Origin of the sequence: Tenacibaculum haliotis, assembly GCF_025215075.1 — a bacterium.
GTDB lineage: Bacteria > Bacteroidota > Bacteroidia > Flavobacteriales > Flavobacteriaceae > Polaribacter > Polaribacter haliotis_B.
The window spans coordinates 70,575-88,869 of sequence record NZ_JAOBTH010000020.1; the positions used below are offsets into that span (position 1 = coordinate 70,575).

The window sequence follows — 18,295 nt, forward strand, 5'->3', positions numbered from 1 at the left end:
CTAATCTTCTTTGTTTTCTTTTAATTTTTTTATTCCATCAACTAAAAACCAACCTGCAAACAATACTCTAACTAATAAAAATAGGTATTTGCTTTCGGTTCTAAAGCTTAAAAGTACTCTGTAACTTTCTTTATCTTGAAAAAACTGAGAGAAAGTTGCTGTTAGAATAAATAATCCAACGATTATATATAGGTAAGGCAATACTTTTTTCATTAATGAACAGGTATTTTTATGGTGTATGTTTTTCTGCTTTTATTATTAAGTTTAGTTTCTCGTAACCAAGGATTCACTAATTTTAAATCCTTATAAGTAATTCCGCAGTTCTTTGCAAAATCTGCAATATTTGTTATGGTGGTATCTACTTTAACTTCGTAGGTGTCTGGATAGGTATATAAATCTTCTTGATCGTAAGAAAAACCGTATTTTTTAGGGTTTGATAAAACTTCTTTTAAAGCTAAAATCCTAAAAATATATCTACCTGTTTCAGTGTTTAAGAGTAAATCATAATAGTCATCAACTTGTTGTTGTCTTAAACGTTGAGAGATTCTACCATTCCCCGCATTATATGCAGCAGCAGCTAAAGTCCAAGAACCTAGTTTTTTTTTAGCTCTTTTTAAATATTCGGCAGCAACTCGTGTCGACTTTTCTAAATTATAACGTTCATCTACGTTTTTATTAACTTCTAATCCATATTCACGACCCGTAGCAGGCATAAAGTGCCAATATCCAGCAGCACCTTTAGTAGAAGGGATGTTAATTAAAGCACTTTCTGCAACGCATAAGTATTTAAAATCATCAGGTAAGCCATATTCTGCTAATAATGGTTCTATAATAGGGAAAAATTTATTGGCGCGTTTTATCAGTAATAATCCGTTAGATTGCCAGTAAGTATTTACCAATAATTCACGATCCATACGTTCTTTTATATCAGCTTTTTCTAAAGGAACTCGCTCGCCTGCTAATTCCATATGACTAGGCGTTTTTACGGCTCTAATTTCATAACTTTCAGCAACATTTTTTATTTCGGGTTCGTTCGTTTGACTAATTGTATTTGTAAATAGTACAGCTACAAAAACAATAGTTAGTAGCGATAAAAATCGGATATATTTATTCATTTTCTTTCTTTTTAATTTTTGAACATTCTTTCTCTAAAATATTAGAAATAGTTTTGGCTTTATTTAAAACCATTATGTGTGTACCATTTTCTATTTCAATGCTGTTTTTAATGTGTTTAAAAGGAAAAACTTCATCTTTTTTTCCATGTATATGCATAATATTGGCCAATGGTTTATCTTGTTGCCAATGTAGTACATTATATATTGCCCATTGCAAATATTTAGGATCTCTAACAGAAAGATACATTTTGTATAATTCTGCTCTTTTCTTTAAATAATCATTAAAAAAATAATGTTCATATTTTTCGATATTTGCAATAATTTTTGAAGGGAAAATTTTATAAATCTTAGTTATTTGAGCTAATTTTAATCGTTTAGGAAGCTCTTCATTGCTTTTTACACTAGATATAATAATTACCTTTTTACAAGTGATAATTTTACTCATTTCTTGTACAAGTATGCCTCCGAAAGAAACACCAATTAATATGGGGTTTTCATGTTGAATTGCATTACACATTCTCTGTGCATACTCTTGTATACTTTCATTTATTGATGTTGGGATTAACCATTCTAAAAAATAAAGTTCGAAGTATTCTTCAGGCAATGAAAGGTACTCAAATATTTTAGAACTAGCGGCTAAACCAGGCATAAAATAAATAGGCGTTTTTGCCATTATTCAAAGAATTTTTTATCAAGTAAAAGACCTTCAATATATTCATGTATATCAATTAATTCATCCGGAATTTCATTCCATAAACGAATTTTAACTTGTTTTCCGTTACTTACAATATACGTACTTGCTAAATCAGTTATACGCGGGTCATCGTATGTGTCTTTAAATTCGTTAAAATCTTTTTTAGCAAGCATTTTAGTAAGTTGTTCTAACTGATTACTGGTAAGTGTAAACTCATGAGTTCCTTTTTCAAGTACGTATTTAATTCCGTTGTAGGTAACATTACCATTTTTATCAATAGTAACATTATAAACAACGCAATCTCCAAAACAAGGTGTTTTTCGAATGCTTATTAGTGTGTTTTCTTCTTTGCTAATTAATTCACTCAATGTTTCTTTTGTATTGATATCAACCAGTCTAAAAGCATTTGTTTTTTGTAATTTATCTAACCAAAAAGTTCTTTTCCCTTCGGGAACGGCAATTATTCCAATCTTTGAAGAGCTCTTGTTATATACCATTTTACGAAACGTTAAACCGCTATTTTTAAGCAATGATTTAGCATCTTCTATTTTCTTAGGGTTTTTAAAAACTACAATTAATTCGTTTTCAGCTATTTTAGGTTTTTCGATTGCTTTTTCAACTACTATTTCTTTTTCGATAGGTTTAACCTCCTTTTTTTGTTCCTTTTTAGGAGCGTTACAGGCTAAGATTAAAGCGAAAAACAATACTAGTAGGTATTTCATAATTTTATTTTAAGGTAGTTGAAAAACTATTCACAATTTAAGCAATAACTTCGTTTTTTACAAAGTTAAAACGAACTAAACCGTCCTCGTCAATTTCGGTTAAGGAAACAGTATGCAGTGTGTTTACCAACTCCGGGTTCCAAGGTGTTTTTACTTTTACATAATTCTGAGTAAATCCGTGAATATAACCTTCTTTATTTTCACTTTCAAAAAGTACCGTTAACGTATTTCCTATTTGAGTTTCATAAAAAGCCCTACGTTTTTTAACAGATAAACCACGTAACATTTTACTACGTTTTGCACGTACATTTTTGGCAACTACACCATCCATATCAACAGCTTCTGTATTAGGTCTTTCAGAATAGGTAAATACATGTAAATACGAAATGTCCATTTCGTTTAAATAGTTGTAGGTTTCTAAAAATAATTCGTCTGTTTCACCAGGAAAACCAACAATAACGTCTACACCAATACAAGCATTTGGCATTACTTCTTTTATTCTAGTAACTCTATTTGTATAGGTTTGCGTTAAATAACGACGCTTCATTTTTTTTAACAATTCATCAGAACCAGATTGCAACGGAATGTGGAAATGCGGAACAAAAGTGTTAGATTTAGAAACAAAATCGATCGTTTCATCTTTTAATAAATTAGGTTCGATAGACGATATTCGCAAACGGTGGATTCCATCAACTTTATCTAATTCTTTAACCAATTCTAAGAAAGTATGTTCATGTTTTTTGTTACCAAACTCACCTTTACCGTAATCACCAATATTTACACCAGTTAAAACGATCTCTTTAATTCCTCTTTCTGATATTTCTTTGGCATTTTTTAAAACGTTCTCTAAAGTATCAGATCTAGAAATTCCTCTTGCCAACGGAATTGTACAATACGTACATTTATAATCACAACCATCTTGTACTTTTAAGAAAGCACGGGTACGATCGCCAATAGAATAGGCACCAACATAAGAATCGGCTTCTTCAATTTCGCAAGAATGTACTTCGCCAATATCGTTTTTAGTTAAATCGTTGATGTAACTAGTAACATTAAATTTTTCGGTAGCACCTAAAACTAAATCTACACCATTAACATTGGCTAATTCTTCTGGTTTTAATTGCGCATAGCAACCTACACCAATTATAAAAGCATCTTCATTTTGTTTTAAAGCTGATTTTACAATCGATTTAAAACGTTTATCAGCATTGTCAGTAACCGAACATGTATTAATTACATATATAGCTGCTTTTTCATCAAACTCAACGCGTTCAAAACCTTCAGAAACAAAATTTCTAGCAATAGTTGAAGTTTCAGAAAAATTTAATTTACATCCTAAAGTGTAAAAAGCTACTTTTTTATCTACGTTCATTCTTTTAATATCCTTAATAAAAAACAAAAGTCTTGTGTAAGTCTTTAATTTTTTAGAAGTTCGTATGGTGTATTTTTATAAATCTGTTTTAGACAGTATTTATTAATGGCAAAATTACAATTTATTCATGATTTTTGAAACCGAAAGATTACGCATTAGAAAACTTCTTTTAACTGACTTAAAACTTTTTTTTAAGCTAGAAAGTAATCCTGTAGTTTTACAATATGCAACAGGTGAAATTAAAACGATTGTTGCGTGTGAAGTAGAACTTAAAGAATTGATAGATAAGTATGATAAGCCTAAAAATGATTTTTGGATTTATGCTATCGAACGAAAAACTGATAAGAAGTTTATAGGAACCGTTGCTTTGGTAAAAGACAATATAGATGATGAAATAGGGTATCGGTTTATTGAAGAATATTGGGGTAAAGGATATGCAACTGAAATTTGCAAAGGACTAATTTCTTATTGTAAATTTGTAGGGATGAAAAAAATTGTAGGCTATGTAGTTGATGAAAATATCGCTTCAGCTAAAATATTAAAGCGATTTAATTTTACAGAAGTAAAGAAATTTATTAGTGATGATATCGGCTTGCCAGAAACTAAATACGAATTAATATTATGATTGAAAATTCATTAACACCACCGTATTACGCGGTTGTATTTACAACAGTATTGTCTGAAAACCAAGAAGGATATGAAGACATGAATAAAAGAATGGTAGAATTAGCAAAACAACAAGAAGGTTATTTAGGAGCTGAATCAGCTCGGTCGGAAGTTGGAATTACCGTTTCATATTGGCGAAGTTTGGATGCTATTACAAAATGGAAAAACAACTTGTTGCATATAGAAGCTAGAGAAAAAGGAAGAGAAAAATGGTATACAAAATACCAGCTCCGAATTTGTAAGGTAGAGCGAGAATATGGATTTGAAAAATAATAACAATTAAATGTACGCAACAATATCTAAGGTTTTAAGTACTTTTTTAAAACAAAGTACTATTTTTAAATACGGATTTAATATTTCGCCAATGTATCGTAGATCGACAGGGAAAATTATTGAAGTATCTGATGATTTGTTTAATGTAAAAGTTAAAATACCTATTAGTTATAAGAACAAAAACTATGTAGGTTCTATTTTCGGAGGAAGTTTATTTTCAGCCACCGATCCTGTTTTTATGATTCAGTTAATGAATGTTTTAGGAAACGATTATGTAGTTTGGGATAAAAGTGCCAATATTAAATTTAAAAGACCTGCAAAATCAAATTCGTATGTTAATTTTATTTTTACTGAAGATGAAATTCAGCAAATAAAAGAACGACTAAAAAATGAGCAAGAAATAGATTTACAAAAAGAAATTAAAATTACAAATAAAGATGCTTCAATTACATATGCTGAAGTTTCTAAAATCATATACATTGCAGATAAATCATATTATAAAAACAAAAGAAAAAACAAGTAAATTTCTTATTTTAATAGTCCTTTTTATAAGTTTTTATTCTTGTACTAAAGAAGCCAGTTCTTTTTCTGAAACTCAGGTTTTTCGTTATAACGAACACTCTAATATTACTTCTTTAGATCCTGCTTTTGCAAAAGACCAACGTAATATTTGGGCGGTAAATCAATTGTTTAATGGTTTGGTTCAGTTAGATGATAGTTTGCATGTACAACCCGACATTGCTAAAAACTGGGCGATTTCTGAAGACGGAAAAACATATAAGTTTACTTTAAGAAACGATGTGAAATTTCATAAACATTCGCTATTCGGAAAAGATTCAACAAGAAACGTAACAGCTCATGACTTTGAATATTCATTTAATAGATTATTACATAAAAACGTAGCCTCTCCAGGAGGTTGGGTTTTGCAAAACGTAGCAGATTTTAAAGCTGAAAATGATTCGCTTTTTACAATCAATTTAAAACAGCCTTTTCCGCCTTTTTTAGGGTTGTTGGCAATGAAATATTGTTCTGTGATACCGAAAGAAGCAGTGACTTATTTTGGGAATTCTTTTAGAGCAAATCCAATAGGTACGGGTCCTTTTAAATTTAAATTATGGGTAGAAAACACGAAGTTGGTGTTGCGTAAAAACCCGTTGTTTTATGAAAAGGATATAACAGGGAATTCATTGCCTTATTTAGAAGCTGTCGCAATTACTTTTTTACCTGACAAGCAGAGTGAATTTTTGCAATTTATACAAGGAAACCTCGATTTTATGAAAAGTTTAGATGCTTCTTATAAAGATGATATTTTAAATACAAACGGAACTTTAAAAGAGAAATATGTTGGTAAAATTAAGATGGAAACCGGTGCATATTTGAATACTGAGTATTTAGGTATTTATTTAGATGGTGAAAATGAAGAACCAACGAAATCAAAATTAATAAGGCAAGCTATAAATTACGGATTTGATCGTGTGAAAATGATTAAGTTTTTAAGAAATGGAATAGGAACACCTGCTACAAGTGGATTTATACCAAAAGGATTACCGTCATTTAATAATCAAAAAGGATATTCTTATCAGCCAGAAAAAGCGGCTGCGTTGGTTGCGAAATACATAAAAGAAACAGGAAATAAAAACCCGGAAATAACGATCACGACAAATGGTAATTATTTAGATTTATGTGAGTTTATACAACGTGAATTACAAAATATAGGTTTACAAACCAAGGTAGATGTAATTCCGCCTTCAACTTTGCGACAAGGAAAATCGAGTGGAAAGCTACCCGTTTTTAGAGCAAGTTGGATTGCTGATTATCCTGATGCAGAAAATTATGTGTCGCTATTTTATAGTAAAAATTTTACACCAAATGGACCAAATTATACGCATTTTAAGAATGAGAAATTTGATGAGCTATATGAGAACTCAATAAAGGAAGTCGACGTTAAAAAGCGTTATGAATTATATCAGCAAATGGATAGTGTTATTATAGAGGAAGCTCCGATTGTTCCGTTATATTACGATGAAGTAATTCGTTTTAGTCAAAAAAACATTCAAGGATTGGGAATAAATCCTATTGATTTACTGAATTTGAAGCGTGTTAAAAAGAACTAATTTAATTACCAGTGTAAGCGTGTCATAATAGGGTAGTGGTCTGATAATTTAATGTCACTATATGTTTTGTATTGATTTATAGTGGCTTTATTATCCGTGAAAATAAAATCGATACGCATTGGATACATATATCTAAAAGATTTACCTAAGCCAGTACCAGCCTTTAAAAACGCATCTTTTTTGTTTTTTGATAGTTTTTGATATACCCAAGAATAAGCTGTGTTATTAAAATCGCCACACACGATTTTTTTTCCTTTCCAAGAATATTCATGTTGTAAAATAAGTTCTGCTTGAGCTACTTGTTTTTCAAAACCATTTGCGAGACGTTTAAATAAACGCTCAGAGTCTTTTTGCCCGAAATTTACTTCCTCCGGATTTATTTTTAAAGATTCTAAATGCACATTGTATACACGTATAGTATCCTTGTTTTTTACAATATCAGCAAAAATAGTATTGTTAGCGCTTTTTTTGAAATTTAAAGAACCAGAGTTTACAATTGGATATTTTGAGTAAATGGCAAGTCCGAATTTATTGGCTTTCGATTTCGTTTTAATGTATTTATACGGGAGTTTTATGTCTAATAATTCTGACCTATAAAATTCTTGCATTGTAATAACATCAGGATTCTCGTTGTTAATAAATTCATATATTTTTTGTTCGGTAGTAACGTCATCCAAATGCTTGTAATGATTAAATAAACGAACATTATAACTCATTACTTTTAAGTCGTTATTTAGTATAATTTCTTTTCCCGAAAACTTTATGAGTGGAGGTGAAATAAACCAGCCTATCACTAATACAACTAGAGATAAAAAAGCATTTTTGTGTGCTTTAAGTAACCAATACACAAAAAAAGTGATATTTAAAATAAATAAAAGAGGTACAAACAAACTAAAAACCGCAAGCGCAGGAATTGTTTTAGGAGATATAAAAGGCAACACATAAGAAAGTAACAAAACAGTTGCGAAAACTGAATTGATAAAGAATAACAACTTATATACAAGTGATTGTTTTTTCATTTAATTATTTACCTTCTTTGAATAAAAAATCTTTTTCACTTTTGGTTAAAGTGTCATAGCCCGATTTACTTATTTTATCTAAAATAAGATCTATTTCTTTTTGGTTTTCTGATTTTTTAAAAGTGTTTTTTGACGTTTTTTTATTTGATTTATAAACTGTTTTTAAAGGTTTTTCTTTCTTTTTAAAGAATTTTTTTAAAGGTTTTAGAATCTCTAATTCTTTATTGCTTGCTCTTACAACATATAAAAAACCAAATAAAGCACCACCGATGTGCGCAAGATGACCGCCAGCATTACCAGCAGGAATTTGTATAACATCAATAGCGATCCAAATGCAAGCTAATACCCATAATTTCACAAAACCAATTAAAGGAAACTTTAATTCGTAATTAGGAATATAGGTTGCAATACCTATAAAAATTGCCGAAATACCTGCGGATGCTCCTAAAAGCACACTGTTGTCTGCTATTCGTTGCAATGCAGGAAAAAAATTATAACTCGCAATAAAAATAATCCCACCAAAAAGTGTTCCTAAAAGATAAAAATTTAGCAGTTGTTTTGAGGTAAAATATTGTTTAAAAAGGTGACCAATGTAAAATAAAGCAATTAAGTTTAAGAGTATATGAAGAAAACTAGTGTGTAAAAATCCATAGGTAATAATTGTCCACGGTTTAGATAAAAAATCATCAAAATTGGCAGGTAAAGAAAACCATTCAACCAATAAATTATTATTAGATTGAAATAAAAAACCAAAGGTATTGGTAATAAAAACTAATAAAAAAACAGCAAGGTTTACATAGATAAGTTGTTCTACAATACCTGCATTTTTAAAACGATATTTTAAGTTTTCTAAAGTGTTCATCAATTTTCTTTTTCTTTCAAGGAATCTAATATACTACATTAATGAGCTTTGAATTGATTTTTTTTCCAATACCAAGCAATAATAAAACCAATAATTGCACCTCCAATATGTGCAAAATGCGCAATGTTACCAATTGAATATTTTGTAACGCCAAAAAATAAATCACTAGCAATCATTACAGGAATAAAGTATTTAGCTGCAATTGGCACTGGAAAAAATATCAATGCTAATTTTGCATCTGGAAACGTTAATCCGAAGGCAACTAATATACCATAAACAGCACCAGAAGCACCAACGGCAGGCGTGTGGTACAAGCTGTAAAACTCGCTCATTGTTCTGTTAGAAAGTGTTATTATATTTTCATTGTACTGCCCTGTAGTTAAAATGTTTTGTATTTCTGAAGGAGAAATTCCTAAAGCAGTTATTTGCTCGTAAATACCATTAAATTGATAATAATTTACAAGTGTATATATCAAACCTGCACCGATACCTGCAGAGAAGTAAAAAAACAAAAATTTATTTCTACCCCACATTTGTTCTAAAGGAGTACCAAAAGCCCATAACGCATACATGTTAAAAAGTAAATGCATTGTTCCGCCATGCATAAAAGTATGCGTAACGTATTGCCAAACACCAAAATGCTCATTTTGAGGATAATGTAAAGCAAATATATTTGTTAAGTCTAAATTTAAAAATTGCGGTAAAAAATACATAATCACGTTAATGATTATTAAGTGTTTTATAGCGTCAGTTAATTTTCCCATGTGTTGTTTTATCTGTTAAAAATGGTGTCAATTTCGTTTAAAGTCAATGTTTTAAACGTTGGTTTACCAAATGGTGATGTGTTTGGTTCTTTACAAGAAAATAAATCGTCTACTAAATTTTCTTGCTCTTTAATAGCTAACACAGTTCCTGTTTTTATAGCCAATGATTTTGCAAAAGATTTTGCCATTACATCAAAATGACTAAAACTAGTATCAGGTACTTCTAATTTAATGTCGTCTAATAATTGTTCTAAAATCAAGGTAATTTGGCTTTCACTGATTGATGTAGGTATTCCGCCAATAACGACACTTTCTTTAGTGAATTCATCAAACATAAAACCAGCACTTTCTAAATCCGATTTTATCGTATATATCATTTCAATATCTGCTTTAGAAAAAGAAATATTTACTGGAAATAATAATTGTTGGCTACTTGCTTCTTTTACGGTAATGTTTTCTAAAAATTCTTCATATAAAATACGTTGATGCGCTAACGATTGATTGATTAAAACAACACCTGATTTTATAGAACTTAACAAATATTTTTTTTGAATTTGAAAAGTTTTACCCGTTTCAGTTTCTTGATTACTTTCAAAAAGTTGTTCTTGTTTTACGTTGTCTAACGGTGCTGTATTGGTGTATAAAGCTTCCCAATTACTGGTGTCTTTTTTGAAGTTAGATTGATAACTTACCGATTTTGAACCCTGTGAACCCTGTGAATCGTTTGAATTATTTGATTTTGATTCGTAGCTGGTTTCTGTTTTAAACGGATTAAATGTAGGGTCTACACTAATCGGAGGGACAGAAGATGATGTGTTTTTTTTGCTGTAATCATAAGGAGTATCAAGCGTGGCATCTCTATTAAAATCTAATACAGGGGCAACATTGTATTGCCCTAAACTATGTTTTACGGTAGCACGTAAAATAGCATATAGAGCTTTTTCATTATCAAACTTAATTTCCGTTTTTGTTGGATGTATATTTATATCGATGCTATTAGGTGGCACTTCTAAATATAAAAAATAAGACGGATGCGAACCGTGTTCTAGTAAGCCTTCGAAAGCGTTTGAAACGGCATGATTTAAGTAAGAACTTTTTATAAATCGGTTATTTACAAAAAAGTATTGTTCACCTCTTTTCTTTTTAGCAAATTCAGGCTTTGCTGTAAAACCATTGATGGTAATAATATCGGTTTGCTCAGAAATAGGAACTAATTTTTCGTTCATCTTTGCGCCGAAAATAGCTACAATTCGTTTACGTAAATTACTTTTTTTTAAATGATAAACTTCTGTATTGTTATGGTGTAATAAAAATGAAATATTAGGATGTGCTAATGCAACTCTTTGAAATTCATCTACAATATGACGTGTTTCAATAGTATCTGATTTTAAAAAATTTCTTCTAGCAGGGATGTTGTAAAACAAGTTTTTAACCGCAATACTTGTTCCTTTAGAAGTTGAAACAGCTTCTTGAGAAACAATTTTACTTCCTTCTATTTTTATTTGAGAACCTAGTTCTTCCTCTTCTTGTTTAGTCTTTAACTCAACATGTGCAATGGCAGCGATAGAAGCTAAGGCTTCGCCACGAAAACCTTTGGTGTTTAAGTTAAATAAATCTTGGGCATCTTTAATTTTAGAAGTCGCATGACGCTCGAAACTTAGGCGAGCATCAGTAGCACTCATTCCTTTACCGTCATCAATTACTTGAATTAACGTTTTACCAGCATCTTTTATTAAAAGTTTTATAGAACTAGCACCTGCGTCAATCGAATTCTCTACCAATTCTTTAACTACAGAAGCAGGTCGTTGTACCACTTCACCTGCGGCAATTTGATTCGCCACATGATCAGGAAGTAATTGTATAATATCTGACATTAGTTGTTTTTAGATAAAAATATAGAAAGATCAAAGTCGATAAAAAATAAAAATAATAACAGTAAAATAGCAATTATAATTAAGATTGTTGGGTTGAATCCGCCATTTTCAGAACTTTTAAATTCATTAATTGCAGCAGTAAATTTTCCTTTTAAATTTTTTGATTTACCAACAGTTGTACGGTATTTATCAAATTTATGTTTTACTTGATACGGATTTCCTTCGCCTTTGTAATAAGTAGGCTTGTAATCGAACTTTTTATTTTCTCTTTTAATAAATCCCATAAAATGCGGTTGTTTTGAATACTGTAGTGTAACAAAAATCACACCAAATTAAGACGAAATTCAAAGTTACTGAATTATGAATAATTGGTCAAAAATTATGACTAAATTAAAGTTAAAAAAAGAACCAAAATGATAAACATCTTGGTTCTTTATATTTTAATTGTATTTTTTATGATCTCTAAAACCCTAAAGAGCCTTTAGGTCTTTCTAGGTTTTTAATAGCAGCCATTTTTACAGCAGCTACAGCACATTCAATACCTTTATTTCCTAATTTCCCTCCAGATCGATCTATAGATTGTTGCTTAGTGTTGTCAGTTAAGACACAGAAAATAACAGGAACATCGTATTTAATATTTAAATCTACAATTCCTTGTGTTACTCCTTCACAGACAAAATCGAAATGTTTTGTTTCTCCTTGAATTACGTTTCCAATAGCAATAACAGCGTCTACTTTCTGAGATTCTATCATTTTTTTACAGCCGTACACCAATTCAAAACTTCCTGGTACATCCCAAGAAACAATATTACTTTCTATTGCGCCACAGTCTAAAAGTGTTTCAATAGCACCTTTTTGCAGGTTGCCAGTAATTTCAGGATTCCATTCTGAAACAACAATCCCAAATCGAAAAGATTTCGCATTTGGGATTGAAGCTTTATCGTAATATGATAAATTTGTTGTTGCCATTATTGAGCATATTTTGCGCTGTTGATATATTTTTCAATATCTCTACCTTGATCAGTAGTAGCGTATTTTTCTTTAATGCTTGTGTATAATTTTTCAGCAGTACTGTATTCCTTTAAGTCCATCGCAATTTGAGCTGCTTTGAATAAAAATAAAGGAGATGTAAAGTCGTTGTCTTTTTTGTTGGCTGCTTTTTGGTAATAAGCTAAAGCATCTTCAGGTTGATTAATATCAGCAAAAGCATCACCGATAGCACCTAAAGCAGTTGGCCCTAATAATTCATCATCAGAATTAAAGTCGCTTAAATACTCGATTGCTTCTTCGTATTTTTTCATTTTTAAGTAAGAAATACCTGCGTAGTAGTTTGCTAAGTTTCCAGCTTTAGTTCCACTAAATTCAGCAGCTATATCAGTAAAGCCATATTTTCCATCACCACCAGTTAATCCTAAATTATATAAAGAATCTGCGGCAACACCTGCTGAAGTACTTGCTTTATCAAAGAAACTTCTTGGGTAAGCTAATTCGTTAGAAGCCTCTTTTTCATTTGGCTCTGAAACAAAATTAGTATAGGCTAAATATCCTAAAATTAAAGCCGCTACAGTTATCAATCCATAAAATAATGGTTTGCTGTTTTTTTCAATCCATTGTTCTGATTTGTTGGCTGTATCGTCTAAAGTATTAAATACTTCGGCAGTAGTACTTTGAGATTCATCAAAGTTTTCTACTTCTTCTTGTGCAAACTTTTCTTTTTTAGGTTTATAACCTCTTTTCTTGTATGTAGCCATAATTGCTTAAAAATTAGTGGCGACAAAAATAGGTTTTTAAATTGGATTTTAAAAATCGGTTATTCGTAAAAAATTTGATAATTTGCGCCTTCTTTTTCGAAACAATTCTCATTCATGTATTTGCAGAAAATATCACTAGTAAATTTTAAAAATATAGAAACACAAACCTTTGATTTTCAGAAGAAAATAAATTGTTTTGTGGGAGATAACGGAATTGGAAAAACCAATGTGTTAGATGCTATTTATTATTTATCTTTTGCAAAAAGTTATTTTAATTCGGTCGCTGGACAGAATATTCGTCATGGTCAAGATTTTTTTATGATCGAAGGAGATTACTTATTAGGCGACAGAAATGAGAAAATTTTGTGTTCTTTAAAAAGAGGTCAGAAAAAAATGCTAAAAAGAAACGGTAAGGCTTATGAAAAGTTTTCTGAGCACATCGGTCAGTTACCTTTGGTAATTATTTCACCTGCGGATAGAGATTTAATTGTTGAAGGAAGTGAAACTCGTAGGAAATTTATAGATGGTGTTATTTCTCAGCAAGATAAAAACTATTTACAAGGTTTAATTTCGTATAATAAGATAATAAGTCAGCGTAACGCATTGTTAAAGTATTTTGCAGCAAACAGAATTTTTGATGCCTTAAATTTAAAAGTGTACGACGAACAATTAGTTGAATACGGAACCGTTATTTATAACAAAAGAAAAGCTTTTTTAGAGGAGTTTGTGCCTATTTTTAATGAAAAACACCAAATTATATCGGGCGCTAAAGAAGAGGTGAATTTACGTTATAAAAGTCAGTTACACGATTTTTCTTTAACAGATTTGTTTGCGCAAAGCTTAGAGAAAGATAGGTTATTACAATATACTTCTGTAGGAATTCATAAAGACGATTTAAATTTCGAAATAGGAGAATATCCGATAAAAAAATTCGGCTCTCAAGGACAACAAAAATCATATTTAATAGCTTTAAAGTTAGCGCAGTTTGAGTTTATAAAAAAGCAATCTAACGTAACTCCGATTTTATTATTAGACGATATTTTTGATAAATTAGATGAAAATCGTGTTGCACAAATAGTAGATTTAGTAAATAATGACGCTTTTGGACAGATTTTTATTACCGACACACATTTTAATCGTACCGAGAGTGTTATCAAAAAGAGTAATCAAGAATATCAGATTTTTAAATTATAATGTCATCCATAAGAGAAAACGGTGAAGCAATTATTAAAAAAGTTACTTCATTTTGTTAGTAATGACGTATTATCATAAATAATTATGGCAAAAAGAGAAAGCGATAGTCTTTCAATGAAAGATTTATTGGGGAGTTATATAAAAGAAGGAAACTTACATAAAGGTTTTCAAAAAATCCATATAGATGAAGCCTGGGGTAAAATGATGGGGCCAGGTGTGGTATCTTATACAAGTGAAGTGAAATTGCAAAACGGAACTTTAATAGTTAGTTTAACTTCATCAGCTTTAAGAGAGCAATTAAGTTACGGAAAAGATAAAATTATAACTATGATTAATGAAGAAATGGGAGAAGAGCTAGTAAAAAAGTTAATGTTAGTATAATAATCTCCCCAATTTGTGGTGTTTTTATCGTTGGTTTTTAGATAGCTCTATTAAAACTTTAATTGCTTTGTTAGCATCTTTTTTATCAACGAAAATATGATCGTGGTAATAACCAGCAATTACATTGCAGCTAATATTGCTTTTTGCTAATTCAGTTGAGAAAACAGCTGTTAAACCTACAGCATCAAGAGATGAGTGAATCATAAGTGTAATCCAAGAAGCAATATATTCATAATTTAAGCTCAGTTTATCTGCTTTTTCTCTCTCAATAACTATAGTTGTTCCTTCCTTTTCTTTAAATTCACAAATAGTATCTTTCCTATCAATTATACTAATGTCTTTTATTGTAGAAAACACATAATCCCCATCCATCAATTTAGGTGTCATTTTTTTTATTAATTCAGATAAATTTGTTTCCCCTGCCATTTGATTTATATTTAATGAGCTAAATTAGTATTTTTATTTTTCTAATTATTTTTTAGTATGCATACTATTAAATAAGCTCTAATTGTACTGGTTTGTTTTAGTGGTAAATTAAAGAGTATGAAAATGTTAAAATGATTTTTGAAACAAACCTGTAAAAAGATTAAAGTTAGAAGCATAAAAAAACTCGTTACTGTACAGTAACGAGTTTTTTTATATTTTAAGAAGTTAGCTCTTAGAACATTTCTCTACCAGAAAAATGGAAAGCACCTTCAATAGCAGCGTTTTCATCAGAATCAGATCCGTGAACAGCGTTTTCACCAATAGAAGTAGCAAACATTTTACGAATAGTTCCTTCAGCAGCATCAGCAGGATTTGTAGCACCGATTAAAGTTCTAAAATCTTCAACAGCATTGTCTTTTTCTAAGATAGCAGCAATAATTGGCCCGCGAGTCATAAATTCAACTAATTCACCAAAGAAAGGGCGTTCGTTGTGCACAGCATAAAAAGCTTCAGCATCACGCTTAGTCATTTGAGTTTTTTTCATTGCTACGATTCTAAAACCTGCAGCATTAATTTTGTCTAAAATTGCACCAGTATGTCCGTTTTCAACACCATCTGGTTTAATCATTGTAAAAGTTCTATTTGTTGCCATCTGTATTTTTTTTAATAGTTATACGTGTGAACGTCACACAAAATCGGCGCGAAATTACACAATTTTTTTAATTTAATTGTATATTCGCCACTTATGATTTTAAAACACTTTACAGAACTCAAAGAATTTTTATCACAACCTAAAAAAATTGTGATCATTGGTCATAGAAATCCAGATGGTGATGCCGTTGGCTCTACTTTAGGATTAAAACATTATTTAGATAAAAAAGGACACACTGCTCAGGTGGTTATGCCGAATGAATACCCAGATTTTTTACATTGGATTCCTGGTTCAGATACCGTATATCGTTTTGATCACCAAAATAAGCAAAGTGTTCGGTCTTTAAGTAATTCAGAAATTGTATTTCTTTTAGATTTTAATGCATTACACAGAGTAGGAGGTGATATGCAGAATACTTTAGAGCAATATGGGAATGATTTTGCATTGATAGATCATCATCAACAACCAGACGATTTTACCTATATGTATTCTGATACTACAATGTCATCAACTTGTCAAATGGTTTATAATTTCATCGAAATGATGGGTGATGTTGATTTGATTGATAAAAACATAGCTACCTGTTTATATACAGGTATTATGACCGATACAGGTTCGTTTCGTTTTAGATCTACCACAAGTACAACACACCGTATTATTGCAGATTTAATAGATAAAGGAGCTGAAAATGATAGAATACACAGTAATGTGCTTGATGCAAATTCATACAGTCGACTTTTATTGTTGGGGCAAGCATTAAGTAATATGAAGTTGTTGCCAGCATATAAAACAGCGTTTATAACTTTATCCGAAGAAGAAAAGAAAAAGTTTAATTACGAAAAAGGAGATACAGAAGGGGTTGTAAATTACGCGCTTTCTTTAAAGGGGATTGTATTTGCGGCTATTTTTATTGAAGATAAAGAGCAAGGAATCATTAAAATGTCACTTCGTAGTAAAGGGAAATTTTCTGTAAATCAGTTTGCTAGAAACCATTTTAGTGGTGGCGGACACGACAATGCTGCTGGTGGTAAAAGTTTAGAGTCGATGGAAGATACGATTGCAACATTTGCAGCGTTATTACCTAACTATCAAAAAGAATTAGCAGCGTCTTATGAAGTTTAATTTAGTTTTTTTCTTACTAGTTGTTTTAAGTATAAGTTCTTGTAAAGAGCCTGAAGCAAGAAGGCCTAAAAAACAAGGAACCGTTAATTTTTATAAAGAAGTTGTTGCTAAAAACAAAAAACTAAATGCTTTAGAGAAAGAGCGATTAGAAAACTTTATTTCTAAAGATACAGTTCATAAATATATAGCTTCAGAAAGTGGATTTTGGTATACTTATGTTGTTAAAGATACTTTAAATACCGTAAAACCTAAATCGGAAGATCTTGTTTTAATTTCTTATAGTATTTCTGATATTAATAACTGGATTATTTATCCAAAGCAAAAAAGAAATTATAAAGTAGATAAAGAAGATTTTATTCCTGCATTACAAGACGGAATAAAGTTGATGAAAAAGGGAGAAACAATTACATTTGTAATTCCGTCTTATAGAGCTTTTGGTGTTGTAGGAGATGGAAATAAGATAATTGTAAATCAACCAATAAAAAGTACTGTAACATTAATCGAAATTAAATAACAAATAAATAAAAATGAAATTAACTAAAATTTTAGCAGCAGCAGTTGTAACCTTATCAATTGTATCATGTGGTAACAGTCAATTTGAAACCAAAAAATCATTAACAACAGAAATAGATTCTGTAAGTTATAGTTTAGGATTAGATATGGCTAATAAAATTAAAATGAATTTTAACGATATAGATCAAGGTTTATTTGTTCAAGGGTTTACAAACGGAATGGACTCTACCAATCTGCTAGTTGAATCTAAGGATATTGATAACATTTTAAGAACATTTTTTCAGAAACAACAACAAGAAAAAATGAAAGAGCAACAAGCGGCACAAGCTAAAAAAGCAGAAGCTGAATTTGGAGGGAATAAAACTGCGGGAGAAAAATTCTTAGCTGAGAATAAAGTAAAAGAAGGTGTGAAAACTACCGATTCTGGTTTGCAATATATTGTTTTAAAAGAAGGAAATGGTGATGCGCCAACAACAGCTTCACGTGTGAAAGTTCATTATCATGGTACATTAACTGATGGAACTGTTTTTGATAGCTCAGTAGATAAAGGTGAGCCAATAGAGTTTGGCGTAACACAAGTTATTAAGGGGTGGACAGAAGGATTACAATTAATGAAAACAGGCGCTAAATATAAATTCTTTATTCCACAAGATTTAGCTTACGGAGCACAACAAAGAGGTGCTGTAATTAAGCCTTTTTCTGCTTTAGTTTTTGATGTAGAGTTGCTTGAGATCAAGTAATAAAGAGATAAATAACTAAAATACAATTAGGTTAGTACTCG

General features: G+C 30.5%; 23 protein-coding genes. 9 read left to right on the plus strand and 14 right to left on the minus strand.

Translation table 11 applies throughout. The annotated features are described in order from the left end of the window. The 5 genes from N2251_RS02170 to mtaB are packed head-to-tail and all read right to left on the minus strand — an operon-like array spanning nt 1 to nt 3,903. Nucleotides 1–213, minus strand: a complete 213-nt coding sequence (locus N2251_RS02170) for a hypothetical protein (protein ID WP_260585057.1) — start codon at nt 211–213, stop codon at nt 1–3. Beyond that, the gene (locus N2251_RS02175; RefSeq protein ID WP_260585058.1) at nt 213–1,115 is read right to left on the minus strand and encodes a lytic transglycosylase domain-containing protein; all 903 of its coding nucleotides are present in this window, start codon (nt 1,113–1,115) and stop codon (nt 213–215) included. Before N2251_RS02175 ends, N2251_RS02170 begins: the two co-directional genes overlap by 1 nt. Further along, complete coding sequence (locus N2251_RS02180) at nt 1,108–1,788, minus strand: alpha/beta fold hydrolase (RefSeq protein WP_260585059.1); 681 nt, start codon at nt 1,786–1,788, stop codon at nt 1,108–1,110. The genes N2251_RS02175 and N2251_RS02180 overlap by 8 nt, the downstream gene beginning before the upstream one ends. Further along, nucleotides 1,788–2,531: a DUF6438 domain-containing protein gene (locus N2251_RS02185; RefSeq protein ID WP_260585060.1), complete on the minus strand. Its 744-nt coding sequence runs from the start codon at nt 2,529–2,531 to the stop codon at nt 1,788–1,790. The genes N2251_RS02180 and N2251_RS02185 overlap by 1 nt, the downstream gene beginning before the upstream one ends. Before the next feature lie 37 nt (nt 2,532–2,568). Further along, nucleotides 2,569–3,903: a tRNA (N(6)-L-threonylcarbamoyladenosine(37)-C(2))-methylthiotransferase MtaB gene (mtaB, locus tag N2251_RS02190; protein WP_260585061.1), complete on the minus strand. Its 1,335-nt coding sequence runs from the start codon at nt 3,901–3,903 to the stop codon at nt 2,569–2,571. Nucleotides 3,904–4,030: 127 nt separating this feature from the next. On the opposite strand from mtaB, the gene N2251_RS02195 reads away from it, so the two are divergent. From N2251_RS02195 to N2251_RS02210, 4 genes are read left to right on the plus strand one after another with little or no spacing between them, the layout of a single operon-like run. After that, nucleotides 4,031–4,528, plus strand: a complete 498-nt coding sequence (locus N2251_RS02195) for a GNAT family N-acetyltransferase (protein WP_260585062.1) — start codon at nt 4,031–4,033, stop codon at nt 4,526–4,528. Then, nucleotides 4,525–4,842, plus strand: a complete 318-nt coding sequence (locus tag N2251_RS02200; RefSeq protein ID WP_260585063.1) for an antibiotic biosynthesis monooxygenase family protein — start codon at nt 4,525–4,527, stop codon at nt 4,840–4,842. The genes N2251_RS02195 and N2251_RS02200 overlap by 4 nt, the downstream gene beginning before the upstream one ends. A 10-nt stretch (nt 4,843–4,852) precedes the next feature. Then, the gene (locus N2251_RS02205; protein ID WP_260585064.1) at nt 4,853–5,365 is read left to right on the plus strand and encodes a PaaI family thioesterase; all 513 of its coding nucleotides are present in this window, start codon (nt 4,853–4,855) and stop codon (nt 5,363–5,365) included. After that, nucleotides 5,322–6,956: an ABC transporter substrate-binding protein gene (locus N2251_RS02210; RefSeq protein ID WP_260585066.1), complete on the plus strand. Its 1,635-nt coding sequence runs from the start codon at nt 5,322–5,324 to the stop codon at nt 6,954–6,956. The genes N2251_RS02205 and N2251_RS02210 overlap by 44 nt, the downstream gene beginning before the upstream one ends. A gap of 5 nt (nt 6,957–6,961) precedes the next feature. Here the strand turns inward: N2251_RS02210 and N2251_RS02215 are convergent, their stop codons facing one another. The 7 genes from N2251_RS02215 to N2251_RS02245 form a co-directional block, all read right to left on the minus strand. Next, nucleotides 6,962–7,975: an endonuclease/exonuclease/phosphatase family protein gene (locus tag N2251_RS02215; RefSeq protein WP_260585067.1), complete on the minus strand. Its 1,014-nt coding sequence runs from the start codon at nt 7,973–7,975 to the stop codon at nt 6,962–6,964. 4 nt (nt 7,976–7,979) lie between these two features. Next, complete coding sequence (locus tag N2251_RS02220; protein ID WP_260585068.1) at nt 7,980–8,837, minus strand: rhomboid family intramembrane serine protease; 858 nt, start codon at nt 8,835–8,837, stop codon at nt 7,980–7,982. Nucleotides 8,838–8,875: 38 nt separating this feature from the next. Next, entirely contained in the window at nt 8,876–9,601 is a 726-nt protein-coding gene (locus N2251_RS02225; RefSeq protein WP_260585069.1) for a rhomboid family intramembrane serine protease, read from the minus strand. Between the two features lie 8 nt (nt 9,602–9,609). Then, nucleotides 9,610–11,475: a DNA mismatch repair endonuclease MutL gene (gene mutL, locus N2251_RS02230; RefSeq protein WP_260585071.1), complete on the minus strand. Its 1,866-nt coding sequence runs from the start codon at nt 11,473–11,475 to the stop codon at nt 9,610–9,612. Continuing rightward, nucleotides 11,475–11,759 carry a riboflavin synthase subunit beta gene (locus N2251_RS02235; protein ID WP_260585072.1) on the minus strand — a complete coding sequence of 95 codons (285 nt, stop codon included), beginning with the start codon at nt 11,757–11,759 and terminating at the stop codon, nt 11,475–11,477. The genes mutL and N2251_RS02235 overlap by 1 nt, the downstream gene beginning before the upstream one ends. A 178-nt stretch (nt 11,760–11,937) precedes the next feature. Beyond that, entirely contained in the window at nt 11,938–12,444 is a 507-nt protein-coding gene (gene ribH, locus N2251_RS02240) for a 6,7-dimethyl-8-ribityllumazine synthase (protein WP_260585073.1), read from the minus strand. Beyond that, nucleotides 12,444–13,226: a tetratricopeptide repeat protein gene (locus N2251_RS02245; protein ID WP_260585074.1), complete on the minus strand. Its 783-nt coding sequence runs from the start codon at nt 13,224–13,226 to the stop codon at nt 12,444–12,446. Before N2251_RS02245 ends, ribH begins: the two co-directional genes overlap by 1 nt. 114 nt (nt 13,227–13,340) lie before the next feature. On the opposite strand from N2251_RS02245, the gene recF reads away from it, so the two are divergent. Next, nucleotides 13,341–14,420: a DNA replication/repair protein RecF gene (gene recF / locus N2251_RS02250; RefSeq protein WP_260585075.1), complete on the plus strand. Its 1,080-nt coding sequence runs from the start codon at nt 13,341–13,343 to the stop codon at nt 14,418–14,420. A gap of 84 nt (nt 14,421–14,504) precedes the next feature. After that, entirely contained in the window at nt 14,505–14,801 is a 297-nt protein-coding gene (locus tag N2251_RS02255) for a DciA family protein (RefSeq protein ID WP_260585076.1), read from the plus strand. A gap of 24 nt (nt 14,802–14,825) precedes the next feature. Here the strand turns inward: N2251_RS02255 and N2251_RS02260 are convergent, their stop codons facing one another. Together N2251_RS02260 and N2251_RS02265 are read right to left on the minus strand one after the other, a co-directional pair. Further along, entirely contained in the window at nt 14,826–15,227 is a 402-nt protein-coding gene (locus tag N2251_RS02260) for an ACT domain-containing protein (protein ID WP_260585077.1), read from the minus strand. A gap of 232 nt (nt 15,228–15,459) precedes the next feature. Continuing rightward, a complete protein-coding gene (locus N2251_RS02265; protein ID WP_260585078.1) occupies nt 15,460–15,879 on the minus strand; it encodes a nucleoside-diphosphate kinase in 420 nt (139 codons plus the stop codon). 93 nt (nt 15,880–15,972) lie between these two features. On the opposite strand from N2251_RS02265, the gene N2251_RS02270 reads away from it, so the two are divergent. Genes N2251_RS02270 through bamJ form a run of 3 tightly spaced genes read left to right on the plus strand, consistent with a single transcriptional unit; the run spans nt 15,973 to nt 18,254 of the window. After that, the gene (locus N2251_RS02270; RefSeq protein WP_260585079.1) at nt 15,973–17,001 is read left to right on the plus strand and encodes a DHH family phosphoesterase; all 1,029 of its coding nucleotides are present in this window, start codon (nt 15,973–15,975) and stop codon (nt 16,999–17,001) included. Next, nucleotides 16,991–17,515, plus strand: coding sequence for a gliding motility-associated peptidyl-prolyl isomerase GldI (gene gldI / locus N2251_RS02275; RefSeq protein WP_260585080.1), 525 nt, complete (start codon nt 16,991–16,993; stop codon nt 17,513–17,515). Before N2251_RS02270 ends, gldI begins: the two co-directional genes overlap by 11 nt. A gap of 13 nt (nt 17,516–17,528) precedes the next feature. After that, nucleotides 17,529–18,254 (plus strand): BamJ family beta-barrel-assembly machinery protein, encoded by a 726-nt coding sequence (gene bamJ / locus N2251_RS02280; protein WP_260585081.1) that lies wholly within the window; start codon nt 17,529–17,531, stop codon nt 18,252–18,254. The last annotated feature ends 41 nt before the right edge of the window (nt 18,255–18,295 follow it).

Excerpts from the sequence above, each read along its gene's own strand:
- N2251_RS02170 (WP_260585057.1), bottom strand. The coding sequence starts at position 213 with ATGAAAAAAGTATTGCCTTACCTATATATAATCGTTGGATTATTTATT.
- N2251_RS02175 (WP_260585058.1), bottom strand. The coding sequence starts at position 1,115 with ATGAATAAATATATCCGATTTTTATCGCTACTAACTATTGTTTTTGTA.
- N2251_RS02180 (WP_260585059.1), bottom strand. The coding sequence starts at position 1,788 with ATGGCAAAAACGCCTATTTATTTTATGCCTGGTTTAGCCGCTAGTTCT.
- N2251_RS02185 (WP_260585060.1), bottom strand. The coding sequence starts at position 2,531 with ATGAAATACCTACTAGTATTGTTTTTCGCTTTAATCTTAGCCTGTAAC.
- mtaB (WP_260585061.1), bottom strand. The coding sequence starts at position 3,903 with ATGAACGTAGATAAAAAAGTAGCTTTTTACACTTTAGGATGTAAATTA.
- N2251_RS02195 (WP_260585062.1), top strand. The coding sequence starts at position 4,031 with ATGATTTTTGAAACCGAAAGATTACGCATTAGAAAACTTCTTTTAACT.
- N2251_RS02200 (WP_260585063.1), top strand. The coding sequence starts at position 4,525 with ATGATTGAAAATTCATTAACACCACCGTATTACGCGGTTGTATTTACA.
- N2251_RS02205 (WP_260585064.1), top strand. The coding sequence starts at position 4,853 with ATGTACGCAACAATATCTAAGGTTTTAAGTACTTTTTTAAAACAAAGT.
- N2251_RS02215 (WP_260585067.1), bottom strand. The coding sequence starts at position 7,975 with ATGAAAAAACAATCACTTGTATATAAGTTGTTATTCTTTATCAATTCA.
- N2251_RS02220 (WP_260585068.1), bottom strand. The coding sequence starts at position 8,837 with ATGAACACTTTAGAAAACTTAAAATATCGTTTTAAAAATGCAGGTATT.
- N2251_RS02225 (WP_260585069.1), bottom strand. The coding sequence starts at position 9,601 with ATGGGAAAATTAACTGACGCTATAAAACACTTAATAATCATTAACGTG.
- mutL (WP_260585071.1), bottom strand. The coding sequence starts at position 11,475 with ATGTCAGATATTATACAATTACTTCCTGATCATGTGGCGAATCAAATT.
- N2251_RS02235 (WP_260585072.1), bottom strand. The coding sequence starts at position 11,759 with ATGGGATTTATTAAAAGAGAAAATAAAAAGTTCGATTACAAGCCTACT.
- ribH (WP_260585073.1), bottom strand. The coding sequence starts at position 12,444 with ATGGCAACAACAAATTTATCATATTACGATAAAGCTTCAATCCCAAAT.
- N2251_RS02245 (WP_260585074.1), bottom strand. The coding sequence starts at position 13,226 with ATGGCTACATACAAGAAAAGAGGTTATAAACCTAAAAAAGAAAAGTTT.
- recF (WP_260585075.1), top strand. The coding sequence starts at position 13,341 with ATGTATTTGCAGAAAATATCACTAGTAAATTTTAAAAATATAGAAACA.
- N2251_RS02255 (WP_260585076.1), top strand. The coding sequence starts at position 14,505 with ATGGCAAAAAGAGAAAGCGATAGTCTTTCAATGAAAGATTTATTGGGG.
- N2251_RS02260 (WP_260585077.1), bottom strand. The coding sequence starts at position 15,227 with ATGGCAGGGGAAACAAATTTATCTGAATTAATAAAAAAAATGACACCT.
- N2251_RS02265 (WP_260585078.1), bottom strand. The coding sequence starts at position 15,879 with ATGGCAACAAATAGAACTTTTACAATGATTAAACCAGATGGTGTTGAA.
- N2251_RS02270 (WP_260585079.1), top strand. The coding sequence starts at position 15,973 with ATGATTTTAAAACACTTTACAGAACTCAAAGAATTTTTATCACAACCT.
- gldI (WP_260585080.1), top strand. The coding sequence starts at position 16,991 with ATGAAGTTTAATTTAGTTTTTTTCTTACTAGTTGTTTTAAGTATAAGT.
- bamJ (WP_260585081.1), top strand. The coding sequence starts at position 17,529 with ATGAAATTAACTAAAATTTTAGCAGCAGCAGTTGTAACCTTATCAATT.